General features: G+C 63.6%; 16 protein-coding genes. 5 read left to right on the top strand and 11 right to left on the bottom strand.

Annotated features, from left to right (window positions below; all coding sequences use genetic code 11):
- The first annotated feature begins 16 nt into the window (after positions 1 to 16).
- From KTAU_RS13700 to KTAU_RS13690, 3 genes are all read left to right on the top strand, one after another.
- Positions 17 to 1099 carry an ABC transporter ATP-binding protein gene (locus KTAU_RS13700; protein WP_228026463.1) on the top strand — a complete coding sequence of 361 codons (1083 nt, stop codon included), beginning with the start codon at positions 17 to 19 and terminating at the stop codon, positions 1097 to 1099.
- Between the two features lie 6 nt (positions 1100 to 1105).
- Entirely contained in the window at positions 1106 to 1999 is an 894-nt protein-coding gene (locus KTAU_RS13695; RefSeq protein ID WP_151728913.1) for an ABC transporter permease, read from the top strand.
- A 437-nt stretch (positions 2000 to 2436) separates the two neighbouring features.
- Complete coding sequence (locus KTAU_RS13690) at positions 2437 to 3333, top strand: ABC transporter permease (protein ID WP_170293287.1); 897 nt, start codon at positions 2437 to 2439, stop codon at positions 3331 to 3333.
- Positions 3334 to 3425: 92 nt separating this feature from the next.
- Here KTAU_RS13690 and KTAU_RS13685 read toward each other — a convergent pair whose 3' ends face one another.
- From KTAU_RS13685 to KTAU_RS13635, 11 genes are all read right to left on the bottom strand, one after another.
- Complete coding sequence (locus KTAU_RS13685; RefSeq protein WP_151728911.1) at positions 3426 to 3980, bottom strand: hypothetical protein; 555 nt, start codon at positions 3978 to 3980, stop codon at positions 3426 to 3428.
- 142 nt (positions 3981 to 4122) lie between these two features.
- Complete coding sequence (locus KTAU_RS13680) at positions 4123 to 5667, bottom strand: hypothetical protein (protein WP_151728910.1); 1545 nt, start codon at positions 5665 to 5667, stop codon at positions 4123 to 4125.
- 106 nt (positions 5668 to 5773) lie between these two features.
- Positions 5774 to 8719, bottom strand: a complete 2946-nt coding sequence (locus KTAU_RS13675; RefSeq protein ID WP_151728909.1) for a GAP1-N2 domain-containing protein — start codon at positions 8717 to 8719, stop codon at positions 5774 to 5776.
- A 94-nt stretch (positions 8720 to 8813) separates the two neighbouring features.
- The gene (locus KTAU_RS13670; protein ID WP_151728908.1) at positions 8814 to 10172 is read right to left on the bottom strand and encodes a TRAFAC clade GTPase domain-containing protein; all 1359 of its coding nucleotides are present in this window, start codon (positions 10170 to 10172) and stop codon (positions 8814 to 8816) included.
- Positions 10173 to 10298: 126 nt separating this feature from the next.
- Complete coding sequence (locus KTAU_RS13665; RefSeq protein WP_151728907.1) at positions 10299 to 13364, bottom strand: protein kinase family protein; 3066 nt, start codon at positions 13362 to 13364, stop codon at positions 10299 to 10301.
- Positions 13365 to 13369: 5 nt separating this feature from the next.
- On the bottom strand, positions 13370 to 14560 hold the full coding sequence (locus KTAU_RS13660; protein ID WP_151728906.1) for a protein phosphatase 2C domain-containing protein: 1191 nt from the start codon (positions 14558 to 14560) through the stop codon (positions 13370 to 13372).
- A gap of 89 nt (positions 14561 to 14649) precedes the next feature.
- Complete coding sequence (locus KTAU_RS13655; RefSeq protein ID WP_151728905.1) at positions 14650 to 15534, bottom strand: VWA domain-containing protein; 885 nt, start codon at positions 15532 to 15534, stop codon at positions 14650 to 14652.
- 168 nt (positions 15535 to 15702) lie between these two features.
- On the bottom strand, positions 15703 to 17292 hold the full coding sequence (locus tag KTAU_RS13650) for a serine/threonine protein kinase (RefSeq protein ID WP_151728904.1): 1590 nt from the start codon (positions 17290 to 17292) through the stop codon (positions 15703 to 15705).
- Positions 17293 to 17568: 276 nt separating this feature from the next.
- Complete coding sequence (locus tag KTAU_RS13645) at positions 17569 to 17970, bottom strand: secondary thiamine-phosphate synthase enzyme YjbQ (RefSeq protein ID WP_223258410.1); 402 nt, start codon at positions 17968 to 17970, stop codon at positions 17569 to 17571.
- Between the two features lie 142 nt (positions 17971 to 18112).
- A complete protein-coding gene (locus KTAU_RS13640; protein WP_170293286.1) occupies positions 18113 to 19000 on the bottom strand; it encodes a class I SAM-dependent methyltransferase in 888 nt (295 codons plus the stop codon).
- 305 nt (positions 19001 to 19305) lie between these two features.
- Positions 19306 to 21609, bottom strand: coding sequence for a DUF8189 domain-containing protein (locus KTAU_RS13635; RefSeq protein WP_151728902.1), 2304 nt, complete (start codon positions 21607 to 21609; stop codon positions 19306 to 19308).
- A 376-nt stretch (positions 21610 to 21985) separates the two neighbouring features.
- Between KTAU_RS13635 and KTAU_RS13630 the strand changes: the two genes are divergently transcribed.
- Complete coding sequence (locus KTAU_RS13630; protein WP_151728901.1) at positions 21986 to 22951, top strand: aromatic ring-hydroxylating dioxygenase subunit alpha; 966 nt, start codon at positions 21986 to 21988, stop codon at positions 22949 to 22951.
- A 117-nt stretch (positions 22952 to 23068) separates the two neighbouring features.
- Positions 23069 to 24127 (top strand): hypothetical protein, encoded by a 1059-nt coding sequence (locus tag KTAU_RS13625; protein WP_151728900.1) that lies wholly within the window; start codon positions 23069 to 23071, stop codon positions 24125 to 24127.
- Positions 24128 to 24636: the final 509 nt, after the last annotated feature.

The raw sequence follows: 24636 nt of genomic DNA, 5'->3' as shown, positions 1-24636 counted from the left end.
GCTGCAGCGAGGCGCAATGAGTGAACGACGCGCCACCCTGGCATCTGATGAAGGGAATCACGCCAAAGCCAAGAAAGAAGGGACAACAGCCATGCAAACCGCCGTCACCGACGAGAACCGGCCCCGCCAGCCGGGGCAGACCACCGTCGAGCCTGTTATCCAGGTTGAGGACCTGGTCAAATGCTATAAAAAAGCCCGGCGCAACGCCGTGGATGGTGTCAGCTTCAGCGTGCCCGCCGGTAGCCTCTTCGCTCTGCTCGGGCCGAACGGGGCCGGCAAGACGACCGTCATCTCTATCCTGACCACCACCCTCAGCCCGACAGCGGGCCGCGTGCGCATTGCCGGCTATGATCTGGAGACGCAATCGCCTCAGATCCGCCGCAACATCGGCATTGTCTTCCAGAAACCAAGCCTGGATCAGAACCTGACCGCCGAAGAGAATGTCCGCCTGCACGCTGCCCTCTACGGCATCTATCCCTATCGCCCGGGCTTCCGCCTCATGCCCGCAGCCTATCGCCAGCAGGTCGAGGCCCTGGCCGAGCTGCTCGGCATCAGTGACAGCCTCTTCAAACCGGTCAAAACATTCTCCGGCGGCATGAAGCGCAAACTGGAGATCCTGCGCGGCCTGTTGCACCGCCCCGCCGTCCTCTTCCTCGACGAGCCGACGACCGGGCTTGATCCCGAGAGCCGTCACAGCCTGTGGGACTACCTGCGCCGCGTGCGCGCCACTGGACGGACAACCATCTTCCTGACCACCCACTATCTCGAAGAAGTCGAAGAGGCCGATGCTGTCTGCATCATGAGCCGCGGCAAGATTGTGGCCGCCGGCACCCCCGAGCAGCTCAAGACCAATCTGACGCAGGCCAGCCTCCTGCTGGATTCGCCCGAGCGCGCCCGCCTGCGCCAGGAGCTGCAGCAGCTCGGGGTTCCCTTTCAGGAGGGGACCGTCTTTGAACTGCCCGTTGCCGGCCCCCAGGTGCAGCACCTGCTGAAGAGACTGGAGACGCCGCTCAGCCTGGTGCAGACGCGCACGCCATCCCTGGAAGAGGCCTATCTGCAGATCATTGGCCAGCACATGCTGGAAAATGAGGAGGAGTAAATCGCGATGTCCGCGCTCTCTCGTTCCACCGCCACCGTGAGCGTGGCTTCCGCCACAGCGAGCCACCACGACGAGCTGCTGCGCCTCATCATGGAGGCGCCGACGCAGCGTCCACTCAACGCTACCTGGAACACCTTTGTGACCATCGCCGCCCGCGAGGTCACGCGTTTCCTACACGACCCCACTCAGCTCGTCTTCGCCCTGTTCATGCCCATTCTTCTGATCCTGGGGCTGGACGGGCCGCTACAGAGCAGCTTCGGCAAAGCCGCTGGCTACAACCTGATGGGCTTCGCCATCACCGGCATGCTGGCCCTGTCCTTCTATCAGCACACCCTGATAGGCATCCTTTCGCTCCTGGAGGACCGCGAGAACGACTTCACCCAGGAGCTGCTCATCGCCCCCATCTCGCGCTACGCCCTGATCTTCGGCAAGATCGTCGGGGCCTCGGTAGTCGCGCTGCTGCAGGGGGTTCTGATCACCCTGCTGGGCATCCTCTTCTTCCATTTCCCGGTCTCGCTGCCGGGCCTGCTCCTGCTCGGGCCGGTGGCCCTGCTGATCTGCTTCTTGGGCGGCGCCTTTGGCGTCCTGCTCATCTCGCTCTTCAGCAGCCAGCGCAGCGCCAGCCAGGTCCTTCCGCTGCTGCTCTTCCCGCAATTCTTCCTGGGCGGGGTCTTCATTCCCATGCACAACCTGCCCTGGTACCTGGATCTCCTGTCGAAGATCACGCCCCTGCTCTACGCCGCCGACCTGCTGCGCAGCGTCGTCTACAGCGGCCAGCCCGAGTACAACCAGATCGTCCTACAAGAGCCGCTTATCAATCTGGTGGTTGTCTGCGCCCTGACGCTGCTCTGCCTGGTCGTGGGCACGATCCTCTTTGTCCGCAGCGAGCGCGAGCGCTAAGGAAGCAGCGCCCTGCGCGTCCGCCCCCTGTGCCAACGCCACGCCAGCTCAACCCAGCACAGAGGGAGACAAGAGGCCGATGGTCGCCTGGGAAAGGAGGAGGAGAGACAGATGATAGCTCGTCAGCACTACCGCCAGCACTGACCTCACGGAGGAGAGATACGATAAAATGAAGAGAATCACACCGCCGGACGAAGGCCGAATACAGCTCTACACGATTGTCATCAGCGAGAGCCAGGCCACACGTTCGTATTGAGGAGAGCAGCCAGGTTCAGGGTAGAACTCGCTCGCTCACACTCCCGGAGGCGTCGCGCTGCTCAACCTGGTGCAGAGGAGCACCAGCAGCACCAGCAGCACCAGCATACCGGGCCTGGCAGATGCCTGACCGTCACCTCTCGGTCAGCACACCTGCAACAGTGAGGAGGAACAACGTTTTTATGTCCGCCATTACCCAACCATCGTCTGGGCTCAGCACACGCTCCGCTGCTGAAGGCAAGCGCCACGACGAGCTACTGCGCCTCATCATGGAGGCGCCGACGCAGCGCCCACTTAATGCCACCTGGAACGCCATTGTGACCATCGCCGCCCGTGAGGTCACGCGTTTCCTGCGCGACCGCATTCAGCTCGTCTTCGCCCTGGTCATGCCCATCCTTCTGATCCTAGGGCTGGACGGGCCGCTACAGAGCAACTTCGGCAAAGCCGCTGGCTACAACCTGATGAGCTTCGCTGTCACCGGCATGCTGGCCATCACGCTCTACCAGTACACGATGAGCGGCATTCTTTCGCTCCTGGAAGACCGCGAGAACGACTTCACCCAGGAGCTGCTCATCGCCCCCATCTCGCGCTACGCCCTGATCTTCGGCAAGATCCTGGGGGCGGCCCTGACCTCCCTATTGCAGGGGGTTCTGATCACCCTGCTGGGCATCCTCTTCTTCCATTTCCCGGTCTCGCTGCCGGGCCTGCTCCTGCTCGGGCCAGTGGCCCTGCTGATCTGCTTCTCGGGCGGCGCCTTTGGCGTCCTGCTCATCTCGCTCTTCAGCAGCCAGCGCAGCGCCAACCAGATCTTTCCACTGCTGCTCTTCCCGCAATTCTTCCTGGGCGGGGTCTTCATTCCCATACGCAACCTGCCCTGGTACCTGGATCTCCTGTCGAAGATCACGCCCCTGCGCTATGCCGCCGACCTGCTGCGCAACGTCGTCTACAGCGGCCAGCCCGAGTACAACCAGATCGTTCTGGAGGGACCGTTGGTCAATCTGGTGGTTGTCTGCGCCCTGACGCTGCTCTGCCTGGTCGTGGGCACGATCCTCTTTGTCCGCAGCGAGCGCGAGCGCTAAGGGAGGGCCAGGCCGTCCGAGCCGAGCGGCGTGAGGTCCCCACTCAGAGCGGCAAGGCCCAACACGGGGCCGCTCAGCGTGCCGGCGCGCGGCTAGAACAGAGCCGGCGGGCACGTCTGAAGATGCTCCGTAAACAGGTAGACATCGACCGTCACCGTGCTCTGATCCTGGCCCAGCGTATAGAGCGGATCGTAGAAAGAGGTACAGGTAAAGGCAAAGTGCTCCTGACTGCCCATCTGAGCGAGCAGGCTCATCACCTTGCGTGACACATCGAGGGAGGTGCCAATGGCGTCCACCGTCGGCGCACCGTCGTAGACGATGACGAGGCCCGCCGTGCGCCCAATGAGAAAGGACTGCGCCCGCACCTGACGCTTGAAGGCCGCCACAGCCCCGGCGTCGTTGGTCAGCAAGCCGTTGGCATCGACCGTCACCGTAAAGCGGTGATGGTGCAATTCCAGGCGCGGCAGCACCGTTGGCGAGGGAGTGACCGCCAGCCTCGTCGGCGTTGGTGTCACCGGCGGCGGCACCTTCGCATAGGTATTGGCGGCCAGAAAGATGACCGCCAGGCCGAGCAGCAGATCGGCGAAGAGCCAGCCGGCCAGCAAGGTGCTCTCGCGCACGCGGGGAGGACGAGGAAAGCTGGACATCGTTAGATGCTCCTCCTGGCTTCGCTTCTGACAGGGCCTCGCCGCCCCTCCCTCAGCACCCGCCCTGATCCGCTCTTCTCTATCGCTCTCGGAGAGCAGCGGGCGGCAACGGCGAGAGAGGCAGAAGAGGCCGCTTCTTCGCTCAGGGCTGTCTCCCACTGGCCTCGGGGCGCGGCCTCACAACGGGCGCCAGAGCGTGGAAAGCGTTGGCCACCTCGCTGATCAAGGTCGCCGCCTGGCGCAGCTCATCGCCGCCCTGGCGCAGGGTCTGCACGGCCTCGCTCAGGCTGCCGGGTGTGCCTGGCACAGGTAAGCGTCCATCCTGAATAGCCGCCGCCTGCAGGCGCAGCGTATCCTGCATATCGACGGCGATACTGCGTAGATAGATGGCCCCCTGGCCCAGGGCCCCGATGGCGTCCTGCAGGCTGGCCAGGGCCTCGCCCAGACGCAGCGCCATCTGCTCCTGGGCCTGGCGCTCCTGGGACAGGGCGTTCAGAAAGCCTTGCCAGGTCTGGGCGGTGCTCTCCAGACTGGTGGCCAGGCTGGCCAACTGACCCACCGCCAGATCGAGCGTATCGATGCTATTCATCAGGCGCTGCCAGTCCTGAGCCAGCGGCGTCAGCGAGGTCGAGACCTTCTCAAGCCGGTCATTGGCATAAACGATCTCTTCAAGCAGGCGCTCATGGCGCTTCTCCAGGCGCTGCACCGGCTCGCTGATCGCCTGCAGCCCCTGGACAATGGCCCCGCTGGCCTCCTGCAAGTTCCTGGCGGTCCCCTGCAGCTCGCTGGCCAGGCGCCCGCTCCCGTCGAGCAGGTCAGCCAGGTGCTCAAGCTGCTTCTGACCAAGATCAAACTGCTGCGCGAAGCGCTGGTTGATAGTCTCGACGGAGCGCAGCAACTCGTCGGCCACCGTCTTCAGCTGGTCGCTGGCCTGCCCGAAGCGCCGTTCCAGCTCCTGGGCGATGTTCTCGAAGCGCTGCCCAATGCGCGAGGCCAGACGGTCAAAGCTGGCGAGCACATCGCCGGCCATCTGGTCAATGCGCAGGGCTATGTCGGCCAGATTCTCGCCCGGCGTGAGGGCCAGGCGCTGACTGCGCAGCACCAGATCCGCTTCGCTGACCGTGTGGGTCAGCCGGCTCTCAAAGAGGATCGCGCTCCATTCCCGCTGCCGCTCACCGCGCCGCTCCAGCAGCAGGACAGAGAGAGTCAGCAGAAAGACCAGGAGCAAGAGCGAGGCGTCGATGAGGCCGACGCTGCTCAGGCTCCACAGCGGAGCCAGTCGCCCGTCAAAGCCTTGCTGCCAGAGATAGAGAAAGGGCTGACCAGCGTCGGGCGGGCAGAGGCTCCGCTGCTGCAGACAGGGCCGCAGCAGGTCATGATAGGCGTTGCTGGCCTGGGCGATGCCGTACCAGGTGACCATGATCGGCACGAAGACGAGTACGTTGCGCAGCCCCTCCAGCAACCGCAGCAGGGGCCGCTCGGGTTGCTGCTGCTGGCGATAGGCTGCTGCGATCAGGCCAGGAGCAATATAGGAGTGCAGATCGACGCCGCTCCAGACTGAGGGCGAAGCCTGCCCCGTCAGCGCCGCCTGCACAGCGGCCAGACGATCAGCGCCGGCCTCGTCGAACGTTCTGATCTCATCTTCCAGATCTCTCAACTCGATCTGAATTTTCTGTGGATCAGGCATAAATGACCTCTATAATCAAGCAGAAAACATCAGTATAGCTAGATGATTGAGATGATGACTCTCCGCTAAACGCACCGATCCTCAGCCGCGGCCTGCCAGCTTCGTTTCAGGAGCGTCGACGGGGGTCACGTCGCCGGGCAAAGAGGCCGGTCCTTTTAAGCAAAGGGAGGCCAAAGGAACGCCGCTCGGGCAGACCCTCGGGCTTCAGCGGGCCAAGAATAGACAGGGCAGTTTCATCTTTTGCCTTTTTCTCCTTCAGACTCTTTGAAGGCTTCAACACGCTCACCAGCTCTTTATAAAGCGCGGCATAGCGCGCGCGATCGAGCGTGCGCTGGAGATAACGCAGAGCCTTGTCAAGATTGGACACCGCCCGACGCTGCTCCAGAGCGGTGGCGACACACTGCCAGCTCCAGGCCAAAGAAATCAGGGGCGAGGGAAGCGCCACCTTGGGAATGGCCAGCGTCTCCAGGAGCCTCTTCGTCTCCGGCCTCCGCAGGTCTTCAGGTCCGAGGCTCAGCAGATAGAGGCGGGCCAGGTTAGCCAGCTGCCAGCACTGGGCATAGTCAGGATGCAAGAGATAGAGATGACCATAGCGCTCCAGCAGCACGGCACTTTCTGGAGGCGTCAGCTCGCTATAGGCCAGCAGCGCTTGCAGATCGAGCGGGTCAAGCTGACGTTCCAACCAGGTGGTCAGCAACTGCAGCTTTTCCTCGGGCGTCAGCACCTTACAGACGGCCTGATGATAGAAGAACAGGCCCAAGCGCGTGCGCAAGAAAAAGGGATCGCCTTTGCTGGCGCAGTCCCATATCAGATCGGTCACGGCCTTGACCTCCGTCGCCGGCCAGATCAGCAGCAGGCGTTCGCGCAGAGCATTGGAGGCATAAGAGAAGAGCAGTGACAGCAGCTCCTCTCTAGGAGCCTCGGACGAGAAAGAGAGCAGAAGAAAGAGGCGCAGACAGAGCGCCTCCAGTGATGGCAGACGCGTCTGTAGATAGAGGGCGGCCTGCAGCAGGAGCTGCCCGGCATAGTAGCGGAGGCGCTCCTGGCGATAGTCACGGGCGGCGCGCCACAGCTCCAGCTCATTCAACTCTTTTAACAGGGCCGAGTCTCGGAGTAGCTCCTGCATCTCGCTTTCGGTGGGCAGAGGACTGAGCTGGCAGCAGAGAGTCAGCAAGTGAAAAGCTGGTGCCATCTGGTCCCGCAGCAGCACCGCCGCCAGATCGAGCACCTCATCGCGCTCACCTGCGCTGAGAGCCTGGCTCAAGAGCCGCAGCAGCTGACTCCAGTCGCCTTCGCCAAGCGGCAACGGCTTCCCGCCGCTGGCCGCCACCGGGTCCGTCAGCACACGCCGGAAGAGGCGCAAGCACTGGCCCCGCCAGGCGCCCGGTAAGTCCAGCCACAGCAAGGAGCGGCAAGCTTCCCAGTTGCGGTAACCCGTCAGCAGCTCGCCGACCACCTCGCGATAGCGCTCCGCCTCGCTCCTGGAGAGAACGCGGGCCGCACAGGCCAGCACTCCGCTACAGCGGTCCGGCCTCCCCCGCAGGACGCTATGGGCCTGCGGATCATCAAGCACGCTTCTGACCGCCTCCCCTAGCAGACCGCGCTCCATTCTCAGGGCATCGAGCGCCAGCAGCAGGCGCACACGTGCCGCCGCTGAGAGCCTGGTACTTCGCCAGAGATCGTGCGCCTCATTCTCGAAGCGCACCAGGGCCTGATCAAGCCGGGCCTCCTGCCGGCGCCGCTCTGCCAGTGCGCGCAAATCAGCCAGCATCTGATCAAGCAGCGCCTCGCCCTGGTGATCATCACCGAGCTGCTGCAACACCTGGCGGCGCACCATGAGCTGAGACCAGTCCCGGGGATGATAGCGAGCGATCTCGACGATCTTGTCAGGTGTCAACAAGCCCTGATTGCTTTTCCAATGGCGATATTCCTGTAAGAAGCTCTGGACATCAGTGACGCCCCCTTCTAGATCGTGATGGAGCTGCTCAACCAGGCGCAGATCGCCCCCACGGAAGGCGGAGCAGGCCAGCTCGACAAAATCCCGGGCCTCTGGCAGCTCGCGCAGAGAAGGCGCAGCAGGCAGGCCGGTAAAGAGATTGAAGGTCCAGGCTTCGCGATAGAGGCGCTCGCTCAAGCAGGTAGCCGCCTGCTCTGGCCGCCCCGGGCAGGTGGTCACCAGGGCAAACGCCTGCCGGATAACGCGCGAATCGCTCAGGTCGCTGCTCTCCTCGTAGGTGCTGAAGGTCAGTCGCTGGCCCAGAGCGGGCGGCAGGAGCTGTATCAAGGCCCATACCAGCCAGGCGGCCTGGTCAGGAGTTGCGATCAGATAGATGGGAGGGACGCCCGCCTCAGCCTGGCCCTCGCCAGCCAGGGCCTCTCTACCGCCGCGCCTGAGCTGGGAGGCAGCTTTCGCCGCCTCGCGCTGGGCCTGGGCGCTATCGCAGCGCTCTTGCTGGTCGAAGAAGGCCAGCAGCAGCCAGGGCAAGAACTCCAGGGCCACGCTGCGCTCACTCTCGCTCAGCAGGATAAAGTCGGGTCCGCGCGGCGCGACGCCGGGTCCGTACGCCAGTCGCCAGCGCGCCCGCAGACGCTGCTCCAACTCGCTGCGCGGGATCGCCGGGAGCATGATCTCGTGTCTGGGGTCATCACCGGTTTGCCAGAGCAGGTCATCGTGATAACGCCAGAGGCAAATGGCGCGGTCGGCGCTGAAGGTGGGTTCCAGGCCAGCCAGCAGATGGACAAAATAGTTGCCGGGGCGCCCGGCGCCGTCGCGTCCCGCATAGACCTTGTGGAGCAGCAGGCGCTCATTGCCACTCTGAATGAGCGCCAGCGCCCGCGGTGCCTCCTCGATTTTGAGGCTAGTCAGATTAGTATCGGCTGGCAGCCGATATCTGAGATAGGGTCGCAGCTGCTCCAGGCGTCCCCCGCTGCTCAAGCCCGGCGAGCAGGCCCGCACGCGATAGCCGGCGGCGAGGGCACTCTCCAGGCCCCGATCAGACCAGGTATACCAGAGCTGCTCGATCTGTTGCAAACTCGCTGCTTGCTGGTTCATCGTCCGCTCCTCGTGCTTGATGGGACGGCGCTGCCTTGCTCGCTTGCCTTACCTTGCTTTGCGATCCGCCTACCGCTCGCCCGCCCCCCTGCGCTCAGGGCCAGTTGAGACGCTGCCTGGGCCGAGCGCCCTGCCAGGGAGAGGCTGGAGTTGCGGGGTAAGCCGGGGTCACGGGAAAGGCCGGAGTCTGGACTGTCGCGCTGCCGTGAAGGGCGGGGCCGCTTGCACTCCTGGCACGGGCCGGCAGCAGGCCTAGCTCATGCAGCACCCAGAGGAAAGGATCAAGACAACGCCAGGGACTGACCGCTGGAATGCCTCCTTGCTCGTCCGGGGTATAGCCAAGGGCCGAGACCGCAGTATAGCAGACAGGAGCAAAGAGCTGCCCCTGATAATACTCGACTGTCGCCAGGAAGCGGCCTAGATCGTATTCATAGAGCAATTGCCGCACTTCCTGATCGACGCTGGCCAGATCATTCAGGTCAAGACCGCCGCTGTAGTCCGGCGCACGCTTGAGAAAGCCATATTGCTGGCCAACAGGCCGCAGCTTCTTGAGCAGGTCCGCCTTGGAGAGCGTGATCGCCAGGGGGCGCGGCCTCCGCGCCCGGGCCTGGACCAGCGGCTGAACGATCTTCGAGAAGCTATCGAGTGGATGCCCCAAGGCCAGGTTGTGGCCGTAACGAAAATGGGGATCGTTCGGCAGACTAGCGCGCATCTGAGGAATAGCCACCGGATCGAGCATAAAGATGATAGCGTCGGCATTGAGCACGTAGGGCGCATACTGGACCTGCCTGGCCTGAATGACATAATCTTCTCCCGAGGTATCATAGATGACCAGATTAAAGAGCACAGGAGGTAGATCAGGCTCCAGGCGCATACCAATCTCGTAAATGATGGGCTGATGGGTGGTATCGATGGCGCGCGGCGTGCCCCGCGGCACCATCCGATCGACAAAGAGCGGCTTGCCGTAGTCGCGCTCGTAGCGCTCGCGGGCCTCGGGCGTCAGACAGGGCAGCCTGGCCGGCAAGTCACGGGGGAGAAAGGCCCCCTGCTCCAGCAGACGCAGGAGCACGGCGATGTAGACGCTCTTGCCCGAGCTGACATCGCCAATGATGGCGATGGTCACCTGGCGCGTGCGCTCGATATTGTAGGGCAGGGGATACTGACAGTGGGGACAGATGCGTACCGCCTGCTTCCTGGTAAATTGCTCGCTCATCAGCGAGGTGGGGAAGAGAATAGAGAAGAAGCGCCGCAGGCCACGTGGCGCTTCCCGGAGCGGGACGAGGGTGGCCAGCGACTGCGACTGGAGTTCCGGGAGGCTGACAATGGCGCAGGCCCCGGGATAGATGCGCTCGCAGCACGAGGGGCAGAGGACGCTGCGCCCGTGATAGAGCAGCGTGCTCAACTTGCTTCCGAGAAAGCCTGTTGCCTCTCGCAGAATCTGCCTCAAGCTCATATGGCACTGCTCCGTCTCATAAGAATGGGCTTGATGCACGCTCACGCTGCAGCCAGAGCCGGCACAGGAAGGACCAGCGCAGGCCAGCCAGATCGTCAGCGCCAGCGCCTTGCTCTGCTCACTCGGTCAGCTGAGAGCCACCTCAGTTCCGAGCACCAGCGAAGCGCAGAGGGCACGCCCCAGCCACCAGGGCCTGTCTGCAGCCTGCCAATCTGATAGGCGTCCATCCTGCTCCACGAACCTGCCGCTCGTGCCCTGCCCCCAGTCTTCGGGAAGAAGGGCACAGACGACTACATGGAGTAGAGTGCAGGAGCCAACTGTCAGGTTGAGCGAGGCCGTACCCTGGCCGGCTGGCTCGGGATGGCTCACGATTCGATAGTGACCTATTTGCTCTAATTGGCCCGGGTAGAGCGGCTGCGGTAGGGGCGGCAGCGCCTGCGTGTGCCAGCAGATCAGGACATGGCGCAGCAAGGGGTCGGTGGTCCAGCGCCAGGAGATGATCAGATGGTTGCCATCGATGGCCGGACGCAGGGCTAGCAGTACGCCTGGTGGCTGCAGCATCTCCGCCAGGCGCCGGGCGGCGACCCGCAGCTGCAGGCCATAGCGTTCCAGCTCCTGCGGCTGCGGGATAGCCCTGGCAATCAGTAGCATGCGCCGGTAATCGCAAGCGCGCCAGGCCCGCTGCAGCTCCTGCAAGAGCAAGACCCTCTCCAGACGCTGGCGTTGGACACTATTCAGCAGGGAAGGGAACGTCTCCAGCAGCTCCGGCGTATAGATCGCAGCCAGCTGCTCAGGGCTGGCCTCTTGCCTGAGCAGGTGGAGCAGCTCCAGGGCCTGGCGCGCTTGCTCCAGGAGGCACCTGTGCTCAGCCGAGAGGCGCTCAAGGAGAGCCTCCGGCAGGGCGTTATAGGCTGCCAGTATGCGGCGTGGTCCCTCTTCAGCAGGCTCCTGGGGGGCCGTCGCCAGCACCTGCTCAAAGGTCCGCCACTGCTGCTCTTGCTTCCAGAGGAGATGCAGGCGCTGCTGCTCTTCGGGCGAAAACTGGAAAAAGGCGCTGTGCGGGCTGGAGAGCAAGCGCTCATAGAAGGCGACCAGACGGCGATCATCCTCGTAGGCTGCCACGAACTCCTGAGCCAGCTCCAACAGCGTCCGCTCGTTGGCGCTGAGCTGCATCTCGGCGAGCAGCGGATGAGCGGCGGCGGCGATCAGCCGCGGCTGGCGCGAATGCAGCGCCGACAGGAAACGACTATAGGCCCGCCAGCGTTTACGCGCCAGCTCCAGCCGGGTCCACTCCTCGGGGCTCAGTCTGAGGCCCGTACTCGTGGCGGCCTCCTGTTCCAGTTGCTCGCCCAGCATGACGAGGCTGGCATCATCGTTTGCCTCGACGGCTGCGTAGAAGCGGCGCGCCAGCTCCAGCCGCTCTTTTTCTTCGGGCGCGAGGGCCGTACACGTCTCCAGCAGCGGGTCATCTGCCTCAGCGACGGCCCGCAGGCGGCGACTGCCCAGGGCCATGCGCAGACGGGCCAGAGCTGCCAGGCGACGCTCGGCCAGTTCTGCCCGCTGCCGCTGCTCGGCGCTTATGTGCAGCTCTGCCGCCAATGGTGAGAGCGCGATCGCCTCGTAAGCCTCTAGCAGGGCCTCATCATCGGCAGCAGGATCGGTAACCAGCTCCCAGAAACGGGCGGCCAGCTTGCCCAGTCGCTCTTCTTCCTCCGACGGCAAGAGACCAGCGCGTTGCGCCTGTAGGTAAGCCAGGGCGACGGCTTCGATCTCGCCCGAGCGGCGCGCCTCTCTCCAGCTCTGGCGCAGCCGCTGACGCTCCCGGGCCTCCTGCAGTTGGGCCTGCTCCTGAGCGCTCAGCAGCTTCAGCCCATAGTACTGACTGAGAGCGGCGGCGGCCTCCAGCGCCGTCTCATCGTCCCGCCGGGTCAGCGCCTCCAGCAAGCGTCGTCCTTCGCTGAGCAGGCAGCGCTCGCTCTCGGTGAGGGCGCGCGTGCCGTCAAGAACGCTATCGTAGCTGGCCAGTATCGCCGCCAATGAGGCGGAGCTGGCGATCGTAGCGCGCCAGCTCCGCAGGGCGGCCAGGCGGCGCCGGGCCAGCTCCACCCGCGGCAGGGCGGACTGAGCCGGCCCATATTTCTCCAGTAGTGGCTGCCAGGCCCGGATAATCGCCTCATCGTCATCGTTGGCAATGGCTTCTTGCAGACCCTTGAGCGCCTGCTTGTACCCGTAGTTGGGATCGAGCAGAGCGAAGGGAAAGCACACCTGCTGGACCGGCTGGAGGCAGGCCGCCTGTAGCTCCTCGGTCAGCTTGCGTACGAGCGGCTCGCGCGCCCGCAGTAGCTCCTGGAAGAGGCGCGAATGCTGCGGGTCGGCGAAGTCCTCGGCAGTAAAGAGCAGCGACTCGGACGGATTACCCTGGGCGTCGAGGCGTGCATAGCGCTGCCAGAGCGTCGGATCACTGGCCAGTGCCTTCAATGCGGTCGTGATCACCAGAGCAGAGAAAGCGTCTGTCTCCTCATTATAGGGGCGCTGGCGCATCTGGGGATGCTGGTAGTCTTCCTGCCCGGCCAGTACCGGAGGATAGCCAGCCAGCGGCGGGATATAGACGCCGTCATAGTCGACCAGGACCAGCCGCCCATCGTCGCGCACCAGGATGTTGCTGCCGGCCAGGTCTCCGTGGGCCATGCGCGAGGCCCGCATCGCCAGGACCAGCTCCTGCCAGCGCTGGCTCAGCTCCCTGAGCGCCACACGGTTGCCCTGGTTGCAATAGAGATGGACCGCCTCGCAGAGAGTACGCCCCTCCACCCACTCCATGGCAATCAGCGGGCAGACCTCGCCGCGACCTTGCTCTTTTACCACAATCCCCTCACGATAGTAGGTGAAAGGCACCGTCACGGCCTGCAGTGCTGTCTGCGCGGCGAAATAAGCGGCGATCCGGCGATAGCGCTCTTCGGTGTCGGGTTTCATGTCTACATGAAAGCAGCGCAGCGCACGCGCCTGCCCGCTGCGCGTGCGAAACTTGTAGACAACAGCAAAGCCACCTTCCAGGCCCCAGGGACGTCGGATCAGGCCCCGGCGAGTCTTGATCTCAACCATCTCGACCTGTCCCTCACGCAGCTCAGGGTCCGGCACTAGCAGGCGGCTGCGTGGAAACTGCATCGCCTCATCGAAGGCCAGACGTCCCGGCATAGGCGCTATTCCGTCCTTTCTCCCCGGACGGGCCTCTCGCCCGGCTGAGCCTCTTCACTGTCATTGATCTCAACCGCGACCCCGGGCACGCCCAGCGCCGCCAGCGTCCGCCGCAGCGAGGCGGAGCATGGCTCAGCAGCCAGGAGCGGGGCATAGCTCTGCCAGAGCAGAGCCGCCTGCTCAGCCGCATCGGCGCGATTGAGCAGCGGACGTAGCTGCCAGAGCAGCTCATCGAGCGCCTCGGCCACACAGCGGGCCAGCTCGATCTCCCCAGGGAGGATGACCAGATCCTGCTCCTGGAAAGCGGTTCCGTCCCCGTAGAGCACGGCCATCCGCCGACGATCTCCCGCGCGGCGTGCCTCTTCAAAGGCGCGACGACGTTCCTGCAGCAATGTGGCCTGATACGACTGCGTTGTTCCCAGCAGAATAGCGCGCTCGCTCAGCGTACGGCGGCAGGTCAGGACCACCGCAGTGCAATCGTCATCGGCCAGTCCTCGCAGCGCACGGCCCTCCTCGACGAAGGTCTGCCACGAAGATGGCATCTGCCGGGCCACCAGCTCAAAGCACTGATTGGGGGTCAGACTGCCATCGCCGCCGGCCAGAATCCAGCGCGCCAGTGCATCAGTGGCCAGCATGACGCAATCGTTCGGCCCGAGCCTCAGCCACTGCTCCTGCAGGCGATGGAAAGAGCGTCGGAAGAGAGCCGCCTGCGAAGGCAGGCAGAGCGGTGGCCTGTCGAACTCAGCCGGAGAACGCAGCGGGAAGGACTCCACCACCTCGCTGCCTGCCCGGCGCCAGAGCAGGCAACTATCGCCGATCGCCAGCAGTTTGACCAGCGCATACTCCGGCTCCGACTCGACGACCCGCAGCGCCGCCAGCGTTGCCTGGCTACCCTCACGCTGCCATTTCTGGCGCACCGCCGGCGGCAGCCGCTCGGGCGCCGGCAGCCCCTCCGTATAGCGCGCGCGGGCCTGGCCGAGCCACCAGTCCAGTTCGAAGGGATCGGCGCTTAGCAACGGGCAGGACACAAAGAGTTCCACCAGCGTCATAGCCCACTGGCGCGCAAAGAGCGTCGTCCCGGCACCATCGGCCACAGCGAAGAGTCCGCGCCCAGCATCGAGAGCGCAGGCATCCTCCAGCGTATTGAGGTCGTGCTCCGACTTCCAGTATTCCAGAATCGAGATCTCGGCAAACATTGGCTGATCGCCTCCTCAGCCCCCCGCCGGCATGGCGCAGAGAGTTCAGCCTGGTCAGTGTGCCAGCTCATCACTCAGAGCCTGGTCCTTCAGCGATTCGGATCAAGGAGCTGGGTCGCTGGAATACTGGCGAAATTGAACATCAGACGCACCGAGACGGCATCGCCGTTGAAGATCAGGCCGCGCGCCCCCGGGCTGAGATCGCGATGCAGCATCGCAGAGAGCTGCGCCAGGCTGGTCTCAGGCACTGGGCTGGTGATGCGAAAGAGCAATTGCGCATAGGGATCGTTGGGCAGCTCGCTCTCCGTGGCCGGATACTCCACCGGCGCACTGTTGAGATTTGTCAGGTGGACCGTAAACAGCAGGGCCTGACCGTCAGCAGTGGCCACGCGACATAAATCCTGGGCGATGGCGGTCGGATCTCCATCGGTGGACATGCCATCGGTCACATTGATCACTACCGGCGGATAGCTCTGGGGATTGGCCGCGGCCCAGCGCTGGGCCAGCTCGGCTGCGCGCCGCAGGGCCGCGCACATCGGCGTTCCCTGACCAGCGACCGGCTTCACCCAGATCGGGAAGGAGACCTCGACCTCGTAGACGGTCCCCGTTTCATCTAGCTCGCGCTTCTTGCGCCGCTCCACCGCCAGGGGCTGATCTTGCAGCTCACCCAGGGACACAAACTCCTTACGCCCCAGCCCACCTTTGAGGGCCGACGTCACGCTTGTCCCGCTGTACCCAAGGATGGCCACCTCCGCGCGCGGACGCACCTCGGGCATGCCGTTCTTGTCGATGACCGTGTTGGCCGTGATCAGCTCGTTGAGGAAACCGTTGACGACCGTCGCCAACATCTCGCATTTGCGTCGCCCACCGCCGGCCTGTTGCAGGCCAAACGGCTCATCCATCGACCCCGATTGGTCTAGCAGCAGGATAAGGCAGCCAGGCTGACGACTATTCCACGGCTGGCTATAGGGCATAACTCTTCTGCTCCTCTCTCACCGCTGACAGCTGACGCTTGATCTCCTACCGGGAGAACGCCATCTAAGCGATAAATTTGCGTATCTTTACCTAGATCAAGATGCGGATCAGCGCGAGCGCTGGCCAGGCACCAGGCCGTGCTTCGCTGGGCCGTGCTCCTCCACCCATCACCAGCGCAGGCGTTGTACTCCATAGCGGTGGATGCTATAGAGCGCGGCGCCGCAAGCGGCCAGGGCTGGCAGCAGCGCCACCAGGGAGAGGAGCGGCAGCCCAGGCCCGAATCGCGCGATCAGCCACATACAGAGCTGCCCACAACTCACGGCATAATAGAGAGCCACGGGTAACGCCAGCAATTGCATCGCCAGGGGCTTACGACGACTAATCGACAGGTAAAAGAAAGCGATCATCAGAGGAATGGCGAGCAGAATCAGAGGCCACAGTTTCGGCAGTGTGACCAGTAGAAGCAGTCCGGCCAGGACAATGAGCAGACAATGAGTAAAGCGGAATAGTCTGAAATCAGGTAGAAGAAGAAAGGAGCGGTGACCGCTAAAGAAATGCGCAGGTTTGGCCACCGGCGGCACCAGTGAGAAGGCGGGTTCCTTGAGGAAGCCAGCGGAGAACGCGGGGAGCGTGCCCGAGACAGCGCCGGCGCCTGGGAGGAAGGACTGGCTTCCGAGGAAGATCGCTGGCGATGGCGAGGCCGGCGTTGAGGTCGGCATGGGACCAGGCGTCGAAAGAGGTGGGAAGGGCGGAGGGGAGAGAGGCGGGGGTGGAGCGACAGTCATGGGCCCAGGCGCGGGCCTGGCTCTGAACTGCGACGGGCGGCTCTGGGCGACAGCCTGCTCCAGGGCCTCGGCGAACGCCTTGACCGATGGATAGCGCAGATCGGGTTCCTTGGCCAGGGCCTTCAAGATCACGGCCTCAACTGCTGGGGGAATATCACCAAAGCGAGCTGTCAGCGATGGCGGTGGCTGCGTCCGCTGGAGCCGCATCAGTTCTTGCTGGCGAGCCAGCAGGTCCGGAGCACTGCTGCTGAAGGGCGGAGCGCCAGCCAGCCATTCATAGCAGGTCACAGCCAGCGCATACTGATCGCTGGCGCGGCGGCGCTGACCATCAAATCGCTCGGGCGCCATGTATTCGGGCGAGCCCCACACCGCTTCCTCTGTGGGCCAGGCCTGAGCAGCCGCTTGCGGATCAGCGGCTCGCAGCGTCTTATGTCCGATGATGGCAATACCGAAATCGCTCAGCCAGATCTGACCGCGCTCCCCGACGAGCATGTTCGCCGGCTTGACGTCAAGGTGCAGAATAGCGTTCGCCCGCCCATCAGGCTCGCGGAAGTCGTGAGCATACTGCAGAGCCGCGGCCACCTGCTGGACGTAGATTACCACCTGCTCCAGCGGGAGGCGCTGGCCACGGGGGATGAGTTGACGCAGGCTGCCACCGGGGGCCAGCGGCATCACCAGGTAGGGGAGGGCGAGCTGTTGGCCGTGTAGCTCCACCTCATAGATGCCATAGTCGAGGAGTCTGATAATGTTGGGATGATTGAGACGCGAAACGATGCGCACCTCGCGCTCGAAGTCCGAGCGGCTCTCTGGCGAATCCAGCGAGCGCCGGCTGATCTTGAGCGCTACCTCCTGGCCTGCTCCCCACTGGCCGCGATAGACGCAGGCAAAACCACCGCTCCCAAGGACCTCGACCAGCTGGTAGTGGCCGACGCGCTGGCCGAGCAGATCTGAACACTTAATCTCGATACTCATGGGGCCCCCCTTGCTCAGGAGCGCTTACCAGGCTTGTCCAGGGCCTCTGTTCAACAACACATAGCAACGGAAACAGAATGAAAGCGCAGTTATATTTAACAAATTGATTCCTGTGGAGAGCATAGCACACCAAAATCTTCCTGGCAAGAGAGGCCGCTTCTTAGGATAGCACACCGGAGAGCAGCGACCATCAGAGGGAGGAGCAAAACGGGTCAAGGTCAGAGTCAGGAGGCTGAAGTGAAGTCAGCCTCCCGGGAGTCATCTCCAGGCGGACAATTAACTGGAGCAAGTCAGGTGCAGGGTGCGGCGCCGTGGTCCATCCAGCTCAACCAGCACGACGCGCTGCCAGGTACCCAGCAGCAGGCGGCTCCGGGCGTAGGGCACGACGAGCGATGGTCCAATCAGGGTCGCCAGAATATGGTCGGGCGCATGGGCCGGATCGTGGGGGTGCCGGTAGCGGATCGGCGGCAGCAGACGGCGCAAGGCATCTAGAAAATCGAGGTCGGTGCCCGGATCAAGGTCCATCGCCGCCACCGCGCAGGTCGTATGTGGCACAAAGATTGTACACAGGCCATTCTCTTGCTGCACGTTGCGCAGATGTTGCTCTATTGTATCGGTGATATCGATGACTTGATCCTTGTCACGGGTTTCGACGGCCAGAATTTTCATTTCAGCCATAGCTTGATCCTCCAGTATTCTGCAGTAGCGTCTCTCCATCTCGCCAGGCCCGACCAGAGCCGCCCGCGCCGGGGCGGGAGTCTGTTCTGTCCGGGGCTGGCCGATCTCAGCTCGCGACCTCTACCGGCAGGCATCCAGGTTGCTAGCTGGGCTTGCGTCCACAGATGGTCAGGGCATAGCAGAGGCCAACGTGGTCTTCGCTCAGCATCTCCAACAGCATCCGTTCATAGAGGGCATCAAACTCGGTTTCGCTCAGCGAGGCGAAGCGCAGCAAGAATGGCTTCGTCAGAGCGAAAGCCACCTCTGCATCTTTCACGCTGATAGCATACATTTCGCTGCCATAGGAGCCATCGACAACATACGGCGCCTTGCGGATGGCTACAAAGCCGGCCTCCGACAGCAGCTTGCCGAGCATATAGGGCACGCCGCTGGTATGGCCATCGACCGAAAAGGTACGCTTCAGGCGAGCCAGGGCCGTGTAGAGATGGCCCATCATCTCCTGAAACGCCGGGCTATTCGTCACTGTCAATTCAGGCTCTGAGAGGCGCAGTAGGCCGCCAGGGCGCAGCAGGCGCCAGCATTCAGCGATCAGTGAGCGCCAGCTCTCCTGATCCATAAAGGCGAAGATCCAGCGGGCATTGATCAGATCAAACGAGGCGTCGTGAAAGGCCAGAGGCTGGCGGGCATCCATCACTTCGAAAGAGACGTTCGTCAGGCCGCGCACGCGTGCCTGAGCAAAGGCGTAGCGGATCATCGTCTCGCTGATATCGAAGCCGACGATCTCCATCGAGGGATAGGCAGCCGCCAGCGCCAGCGCCCAGCCACCGGGGCCGCAGCCGATATCAAGGACCCGGCGCACGCCGCCGAGTTCCTCCGCTGTCAACTCGGGCAGCAAGCCCCCCATAGCCTGCGTCAGCAGCTGGTCCTGCATCATCAGGCGCGAGGTCTCGGCAGCATCCTCAGCATCGATCGTATACTGACTCTGGGCGGTAGGCTCGGGAGAGGGGGCAGGATGATCAGAGGTAGCCATTGCGTTTCTGTTCCGTCCTTTCTCTGAACTTCCAGCGAACGGTGAGGCCAGGCGCATCCAGGGCAGGCAGGCAAACAGGAAAACAGTCGCCCGAGGAGCTACTCAGCGCTGTCGATTGCTCTCACGCTACCGGTCTGCGTCGGCATAGCAGGCAAATACCTACACATCGGCCATAATCAAGCTCTCGTGGGCACGGCAGGCGGCAGTTCCTCCTTCTTGCATGCGGCCAACCCACAGGGACATGCTCCAGGATAGACCATCAGGGATGGCACGTCAAGCAGGAAGATGCAGCGTAGTAGCCTGGCTCAGTTGAGCAGCGTCCAGGGGTGCCAGCTGCCATCGAACCACAGGTGCTGCAGAGCATTTGTGTCAGTGCGCGCAAATACATCGATATAGGCAGGCCCCCAGGAGATGGCGGTCGGCGACGAGACCAGATGTCCACCGAATGATTCCCAGGAGTGCCAGCTGCCGTCGTAGGCCAGGTGCAGGAGTGAGCCGGCGGGCGAGCAGGCGAAGACATCCAGGCGGTGGCTGCCCCACGAGGCCGCGGTAGGATCGTAGATGAAGCTGCCGCCGAGGGACTCCCAGGGGCCCCAGCTGTTGTCAAAGGCGCGGTGCCAGAGAGCATTATCGCCGCCGCGGGCGAAGACATCCAGGCGGCCCGGGCCCCAGGAGACGGCTGCCGGGGCCGAGGTGATCATGCCGCCCAGCGACTCCCAGTCATGCCAGAGGCCGTCGTACCACTTGTGCCAGAGGGCGTTATCGACGCCGCGGGCGAAGACATCCAGGCGTCCGGCCCCCCAGGAGGCCACTGCCGGATTCGAGGTCAGCGAGCCGCCCAGGCTCTCCCAGTTGTGCCAGGAGCCATCAAACCAGCAATGCAGCAGGCTATTGTCGACGCCGCGCACAAAGAGATCGAAGCGCTCAGGACCCCAGGCTACGGCCACGGGATCGAAGGCCAGCGAGCCAGTGAGCTGCTCCCAGTTGTGCCAGTGCCCGTCGAAATGGCGATGCCAGAGCGTATTGTCGACAGCGCGAATAAAGAGATCGAGCTGGCGCACACCCCAGGAGGCCAGGGCAGGACGGCTGTTAATGCCCATGATGAGGGCCTGGGCGGTCGCCTGGGCCTGTGGGGTTGGGCTGGCCGGCTGCCGGGTAGGCGAGGGTGATGGCCTGGCCTGGGCGGTAGCCGTAGGACGCGGGTGAGAGGCTGGAGCCGGAGGCTGACCCAGGCCACGCAGCGAAGCTAGCTGCTCCTCCAGAGTGGTCACGGCAAGATCGCAGGTAGCGGCGCTGAGCAGGGCCAGGGCCCCGATTCTGATCAGGGCCTGGCGGCGCGAGAGCGGCTGCGCGGGAGTTAGCGGTCTGCCCAGGGGCAGGGCCTCCAGGGCCGGGCGCAGCCAGCGGAGCCAGCGCCGTGGTAGCTGAGAGGGGGGCGCGGGGGTCACGGGCATCGCCGGGAGCGCGAGCGGCGCTGAGCGCGGCCTGCTGGCGTCGGCTCTGGCGGTGTCAGCTTCGGTGCCAGCAGAGGAGGACGGCACTGCTGGAGCCGCCTCAGCAGAGTCGACGGAGAGCGCTTCGGCGGATGATTCTGCGCTCTCCGGACGTTCGGCGCGCGCCACTAGAGCGGCGGGCTGAGCTGGCTGGCGTCCTGTTTCAGTCGCTGGGGCCAGGCGCGCGGGTAAGAGTAGCGGCCTGCCTGGACGCCATGCCTCCACCTCTGGTACGGCGGGAGCAGCAACTGCCAGCCGGGCCGCGGGGACCTCAACGGTCGGCTCATCGGCGGCCTGAGCGAAGGCCGCTTCCAGGGCGCGGGCAAAGTCGGCGACGCTGGCAAAGCGCTCGCGCGGGTCTTTGGCCAGGGCCTTAAGGACCACCATCTCGATGGCTGGCGAGATGGTGGGCTGTTTCTCACGCAACGGCGGTGGGGAGGCCTGCAGATGCTGCAGGGCAACCAGCATCTCCCCGCCAACAAAGGGTGGACTGCCACAAAGCCACTCGTAGACGACCACCCCCAGGGCATACTGATCGCTAGCCGGCGTTGGTGCTCCGTCGATCTGCTCTGGCGCCATATAGGTTGTCGTGCCGGCGGCGTTGGGCGGCGCATAGGGCGTACGCGTCACGCCAGTCCCCGGGGCGCGCATGGCAATGCCAAAGTCGCTCAGCAGCAGCACGAAATTATCGCCGAGCAGCATATTCTCAGGCTTGACATCGCGATGGATAATCTGGCGCTCGTGCGCATACTGTAGAGCCGCTGCCATCTGGCGCACATAGGAGAGCACTCGCCCCGGTGTCAAGACACTGCCGGCAGGATGACGCTGGCGCAGTGAGCCGTAGGGGGCGTAGTTCATCACAAGATAGGGTGTCTCGTCCTGAATGCCAAATTCCAATACGCGGATGATGTTCGGATGCGAGAGACGCGCAATCGTGCGCGCCTCAGCCAGAAATTGATTGAGGGCATCCTGCGTCAGGCGCGTCTGTAACACCTTGATCGCTGCTGGCGTTTTGAGATAGATGTGCTCGCCCAGGTAGACGCGGGCAAAGCCGCCGCTGCCAAGCACCTTGAGCAGACGGTAGTTACCGAGTCGTTGCCCTGCATAGTCTATCATCGGCCCGTCTCGACCCTGTCCTATGGTTGCATTGCATGCTTTGTGTGCTATGCTGTGCTTCGCTGTGTCTCACCGTGGTGCGCTTCGCTGGCGCAACCGCCTTCCCGCCCCCCTCGGGCTTATTATAGCGTACGCTCCCTTTTTTCGGGACAAAAGTCCCATTGAACGGGAGAAAATAGTACTTATAGCGTCACTGTCTCCGCTTGTCTGATTGACCGCTTGATTGCCAGTTGCCGTCGCCTGCAGCCACCCGGTATACTGAAGCGTGCCAGCCAGTTGGCTACTGATCCGAGGCCCAGGCCAGGGATCAGCGGCCACTCCACTGGTAGCCTGCAGCTAGCTTGTGAGGTAAGAAGGGAGCAACGAGCACGGCCCTATGTTGAATGACCCCGTTTTGCTCAACGATTGGCATGTGGTAGCCTACGCGCCGGCTTTACCTGAGCGTCAGCCGGTGGCGGCGCGCTTACTCGATGAGGACCTGGTGCTGTGGAAGGTTGACGGGCGTGTCCATGTCTGGCGCGATCTCTGTGTGCATCGCGGCGCGCGCCTCTCGCTGGGGCGTGTCGAAGATGGCTGCTTGATTTGTCCGTATCACGGCTGGACCTACGATGAGGAGGGGCATTGTGTGCGCTTCCCGGCCCATCCTGAGCAGAAGCCGCCGGCGACGGCCCATGCGCGCGTCTACCGGAGTTGCCTGCGCTACGATTGGGTCTGGGTGACGCTGGGGGAGCCTCAGCATGAGGTGCCAGCTTTTCCCGAGTGGGATGATGCCAGTTTCCGCAAGGTGCATACCGGCCCGTACTCTATTGAGACCAGTGGGCCGCGCGCGATCGAGAATTTCCTCGATGTGGCGCATTTTCCCTACGTTCATGCGGGCCTCCTGGGCGATCCGGCCCACGCAGCCATCAATGATTATACGGTGGAGACGGGCGAGGACGGGATTACGGCGCGCGATATTACGGTCTGGCAGCCGAATCCCGATGGCAGCGGCCAGGGTGCGGAGGTGACCTATACCTACCGCGTGCTGCGTCCGCTGACGGCGTATTTTGTGAAGACGTCGCAGGGGCCTCGCTTCGCGATGTTTTTTACGGTGACGCCGGTGAGCGAGCGCCGCTGCATCGCCTGGCAGTATGTGGCTTTGAACTATGGGGAGCAGAGTGAGGAGGAGATCCGTCGCTTTGAGGATATGGTGATGCAGCAGGATGTTCGTGTGATTGAGTCGCAGCGTCCCGAGCTGCTGCCGCTGGATCTGCAGGCGGAGCTGCATCTGCGCTCGGATCGCACGGCGATCGCTTACCGCCGCTGGCTGCGCCGCCTGGGCGTGACCTTCGGGACAGCCTAGGCCGATGTGACCTGTCCTTTTTACTTGTGTAACAGGAAGAAGCTGGTAGAACCTGTTACTACCGGTCGTGTTATTCGTTCCCTACAATAGAAGAAGGCACACAAAGAGGGGCAACTCATGAGCACAGCCTCTCACCCGCCCGAGATAACGCGGTTGGCTTCGTACCGCCGCTGCGTGGAGCGTATTCATAGCGCCTGGCCGGCTTTTCTGGAGCGCCGGCGCCAGCGCCTGGCCGAGCAGGAGCGCTACGGCAAGGCGTCGGAGAAGGTGGCCGAGAACATTTTAGAGGATCTCTTCACACTGGTGCTCGATTGGGAGCTGACCGACCTGAACCATCAGGTACAGTATGCGGATCTGGTGCTGACGCACCAGGGCATTAAGTACCTGCTGGTGGAGGTGAAGCGCCCGGGAGCGCTGGCCTGGAACCGCCATGCGGTTGAGCGGGCGCTGGAGCAGGCGCGGCGCTATGCGGCGGAGCAGCGGGTGAAATGCATCGCGATCAGCGACGGGGTGATGCTGTATGCAGCCCATCCGCGCCACGGTGGGTTAGAAGATCGGGTGTTTGTGTCGCTGACGGATGTGGAGCCGCCGCTTGACCTGTGGTGGTTAAGTGTGCATGGGATCTATCGCCCGCGTCCGGCGCTGCTTTCGTCCGCAGGAACGGTGGAGCCGCTGCGGCTGTTGCCGGAGGCGGCGCCGGCGTTGACGCTGGAGGCCGGAGCGGCGGAGCTGCTGCATCCAAAGTATCGGTTACCTGCTGCCTGCTTCGCGTATGTGGGCAGTCCGAGCCGTCCGGAGACCTGGAAGCTGCCGTATCGGCTGGCTGATGGCACGATCGATGAGCGCCGCTTGCCGAAGGCGATTCAGGCAATCTTGAGCAATTACCGTGGGACAAAGGTCAGCGGCATTCCGGAGGCGGATATTCCGGCGGTGTTGTTGCGTCTGGCGGAGGCGGCCACCAGCCTGGGGCGTATGCCTCATCAGCGTGGCGATGCAGCGGAGATCTACCGCCAGCTGGCTGATGCGTTGGAGCAGTTGGGCTATGCTCCGGGCGAGCAGGGGCAGGGATCATATGCGGCAGACCAGCGGGCGCCGGCTCCGGCGGCTCGCCCGTCCCAGCAGGAGCGTCGTGCGAGTCGCCGCTTTCTTTCAAAGGATCAGGAGCGTTCTTCCTGAGCGAGGGCGCGCCCTGGCTGAGCGCGTTCTTGCTCTCCTCAGCTACTTGCTACTCGCAGCTCGTCCCTTTGCGATGCGAGGGGAGGCGGCCAGAGCGGTGTTGTAAGGCGGCGTTAGGGCCAGCGGCACCTGCTCTGGCCGCCTTTTTTGTCGCCGGCCCCGGCCTTGCTCTCCCTCCTTCTCTTCTTCAGACCCGCCTTGCTTGCTCAATCGCCGCCGGGCAGCTCGTCTCGCTGCCGCCAGTGCACTCGCTAACGCTTGCAGGAAAGCGGCCTCTACCGGTACAATGATAGAAAACACGGCCTGTGAGGCTGCACAGCGCCGACGGTCTCCATGAACAGCAGAATAACAGAACAGAGCTGGACTTATGACCAATCCCGTACCATCGTTAGATCACAACAACGACAGTGCCGTCCGCGCGGCCAGAGCAGCCCAGCCACAGGCGCCCGTTTGTTGTGCTGGCCAGGCCTGATCTGGGCCTGCACTGGCCAGCCATCACGGCGACGCAA

Source organism: Thermogemmatispora aurantia (assembly GCF_008974285.1).
Lineage (GTDB): Bacteria > Chloroflexota > Ktedonobacteria > Ktedonobacterales > Ktedonobacteraceae > Thermogemmatispora > Thermogemmatispora aurantia.
Note: the sequence above shows the minus strand (reverse complement) of the source record. Positions and strands in the feature narration are given on the sequence as shown.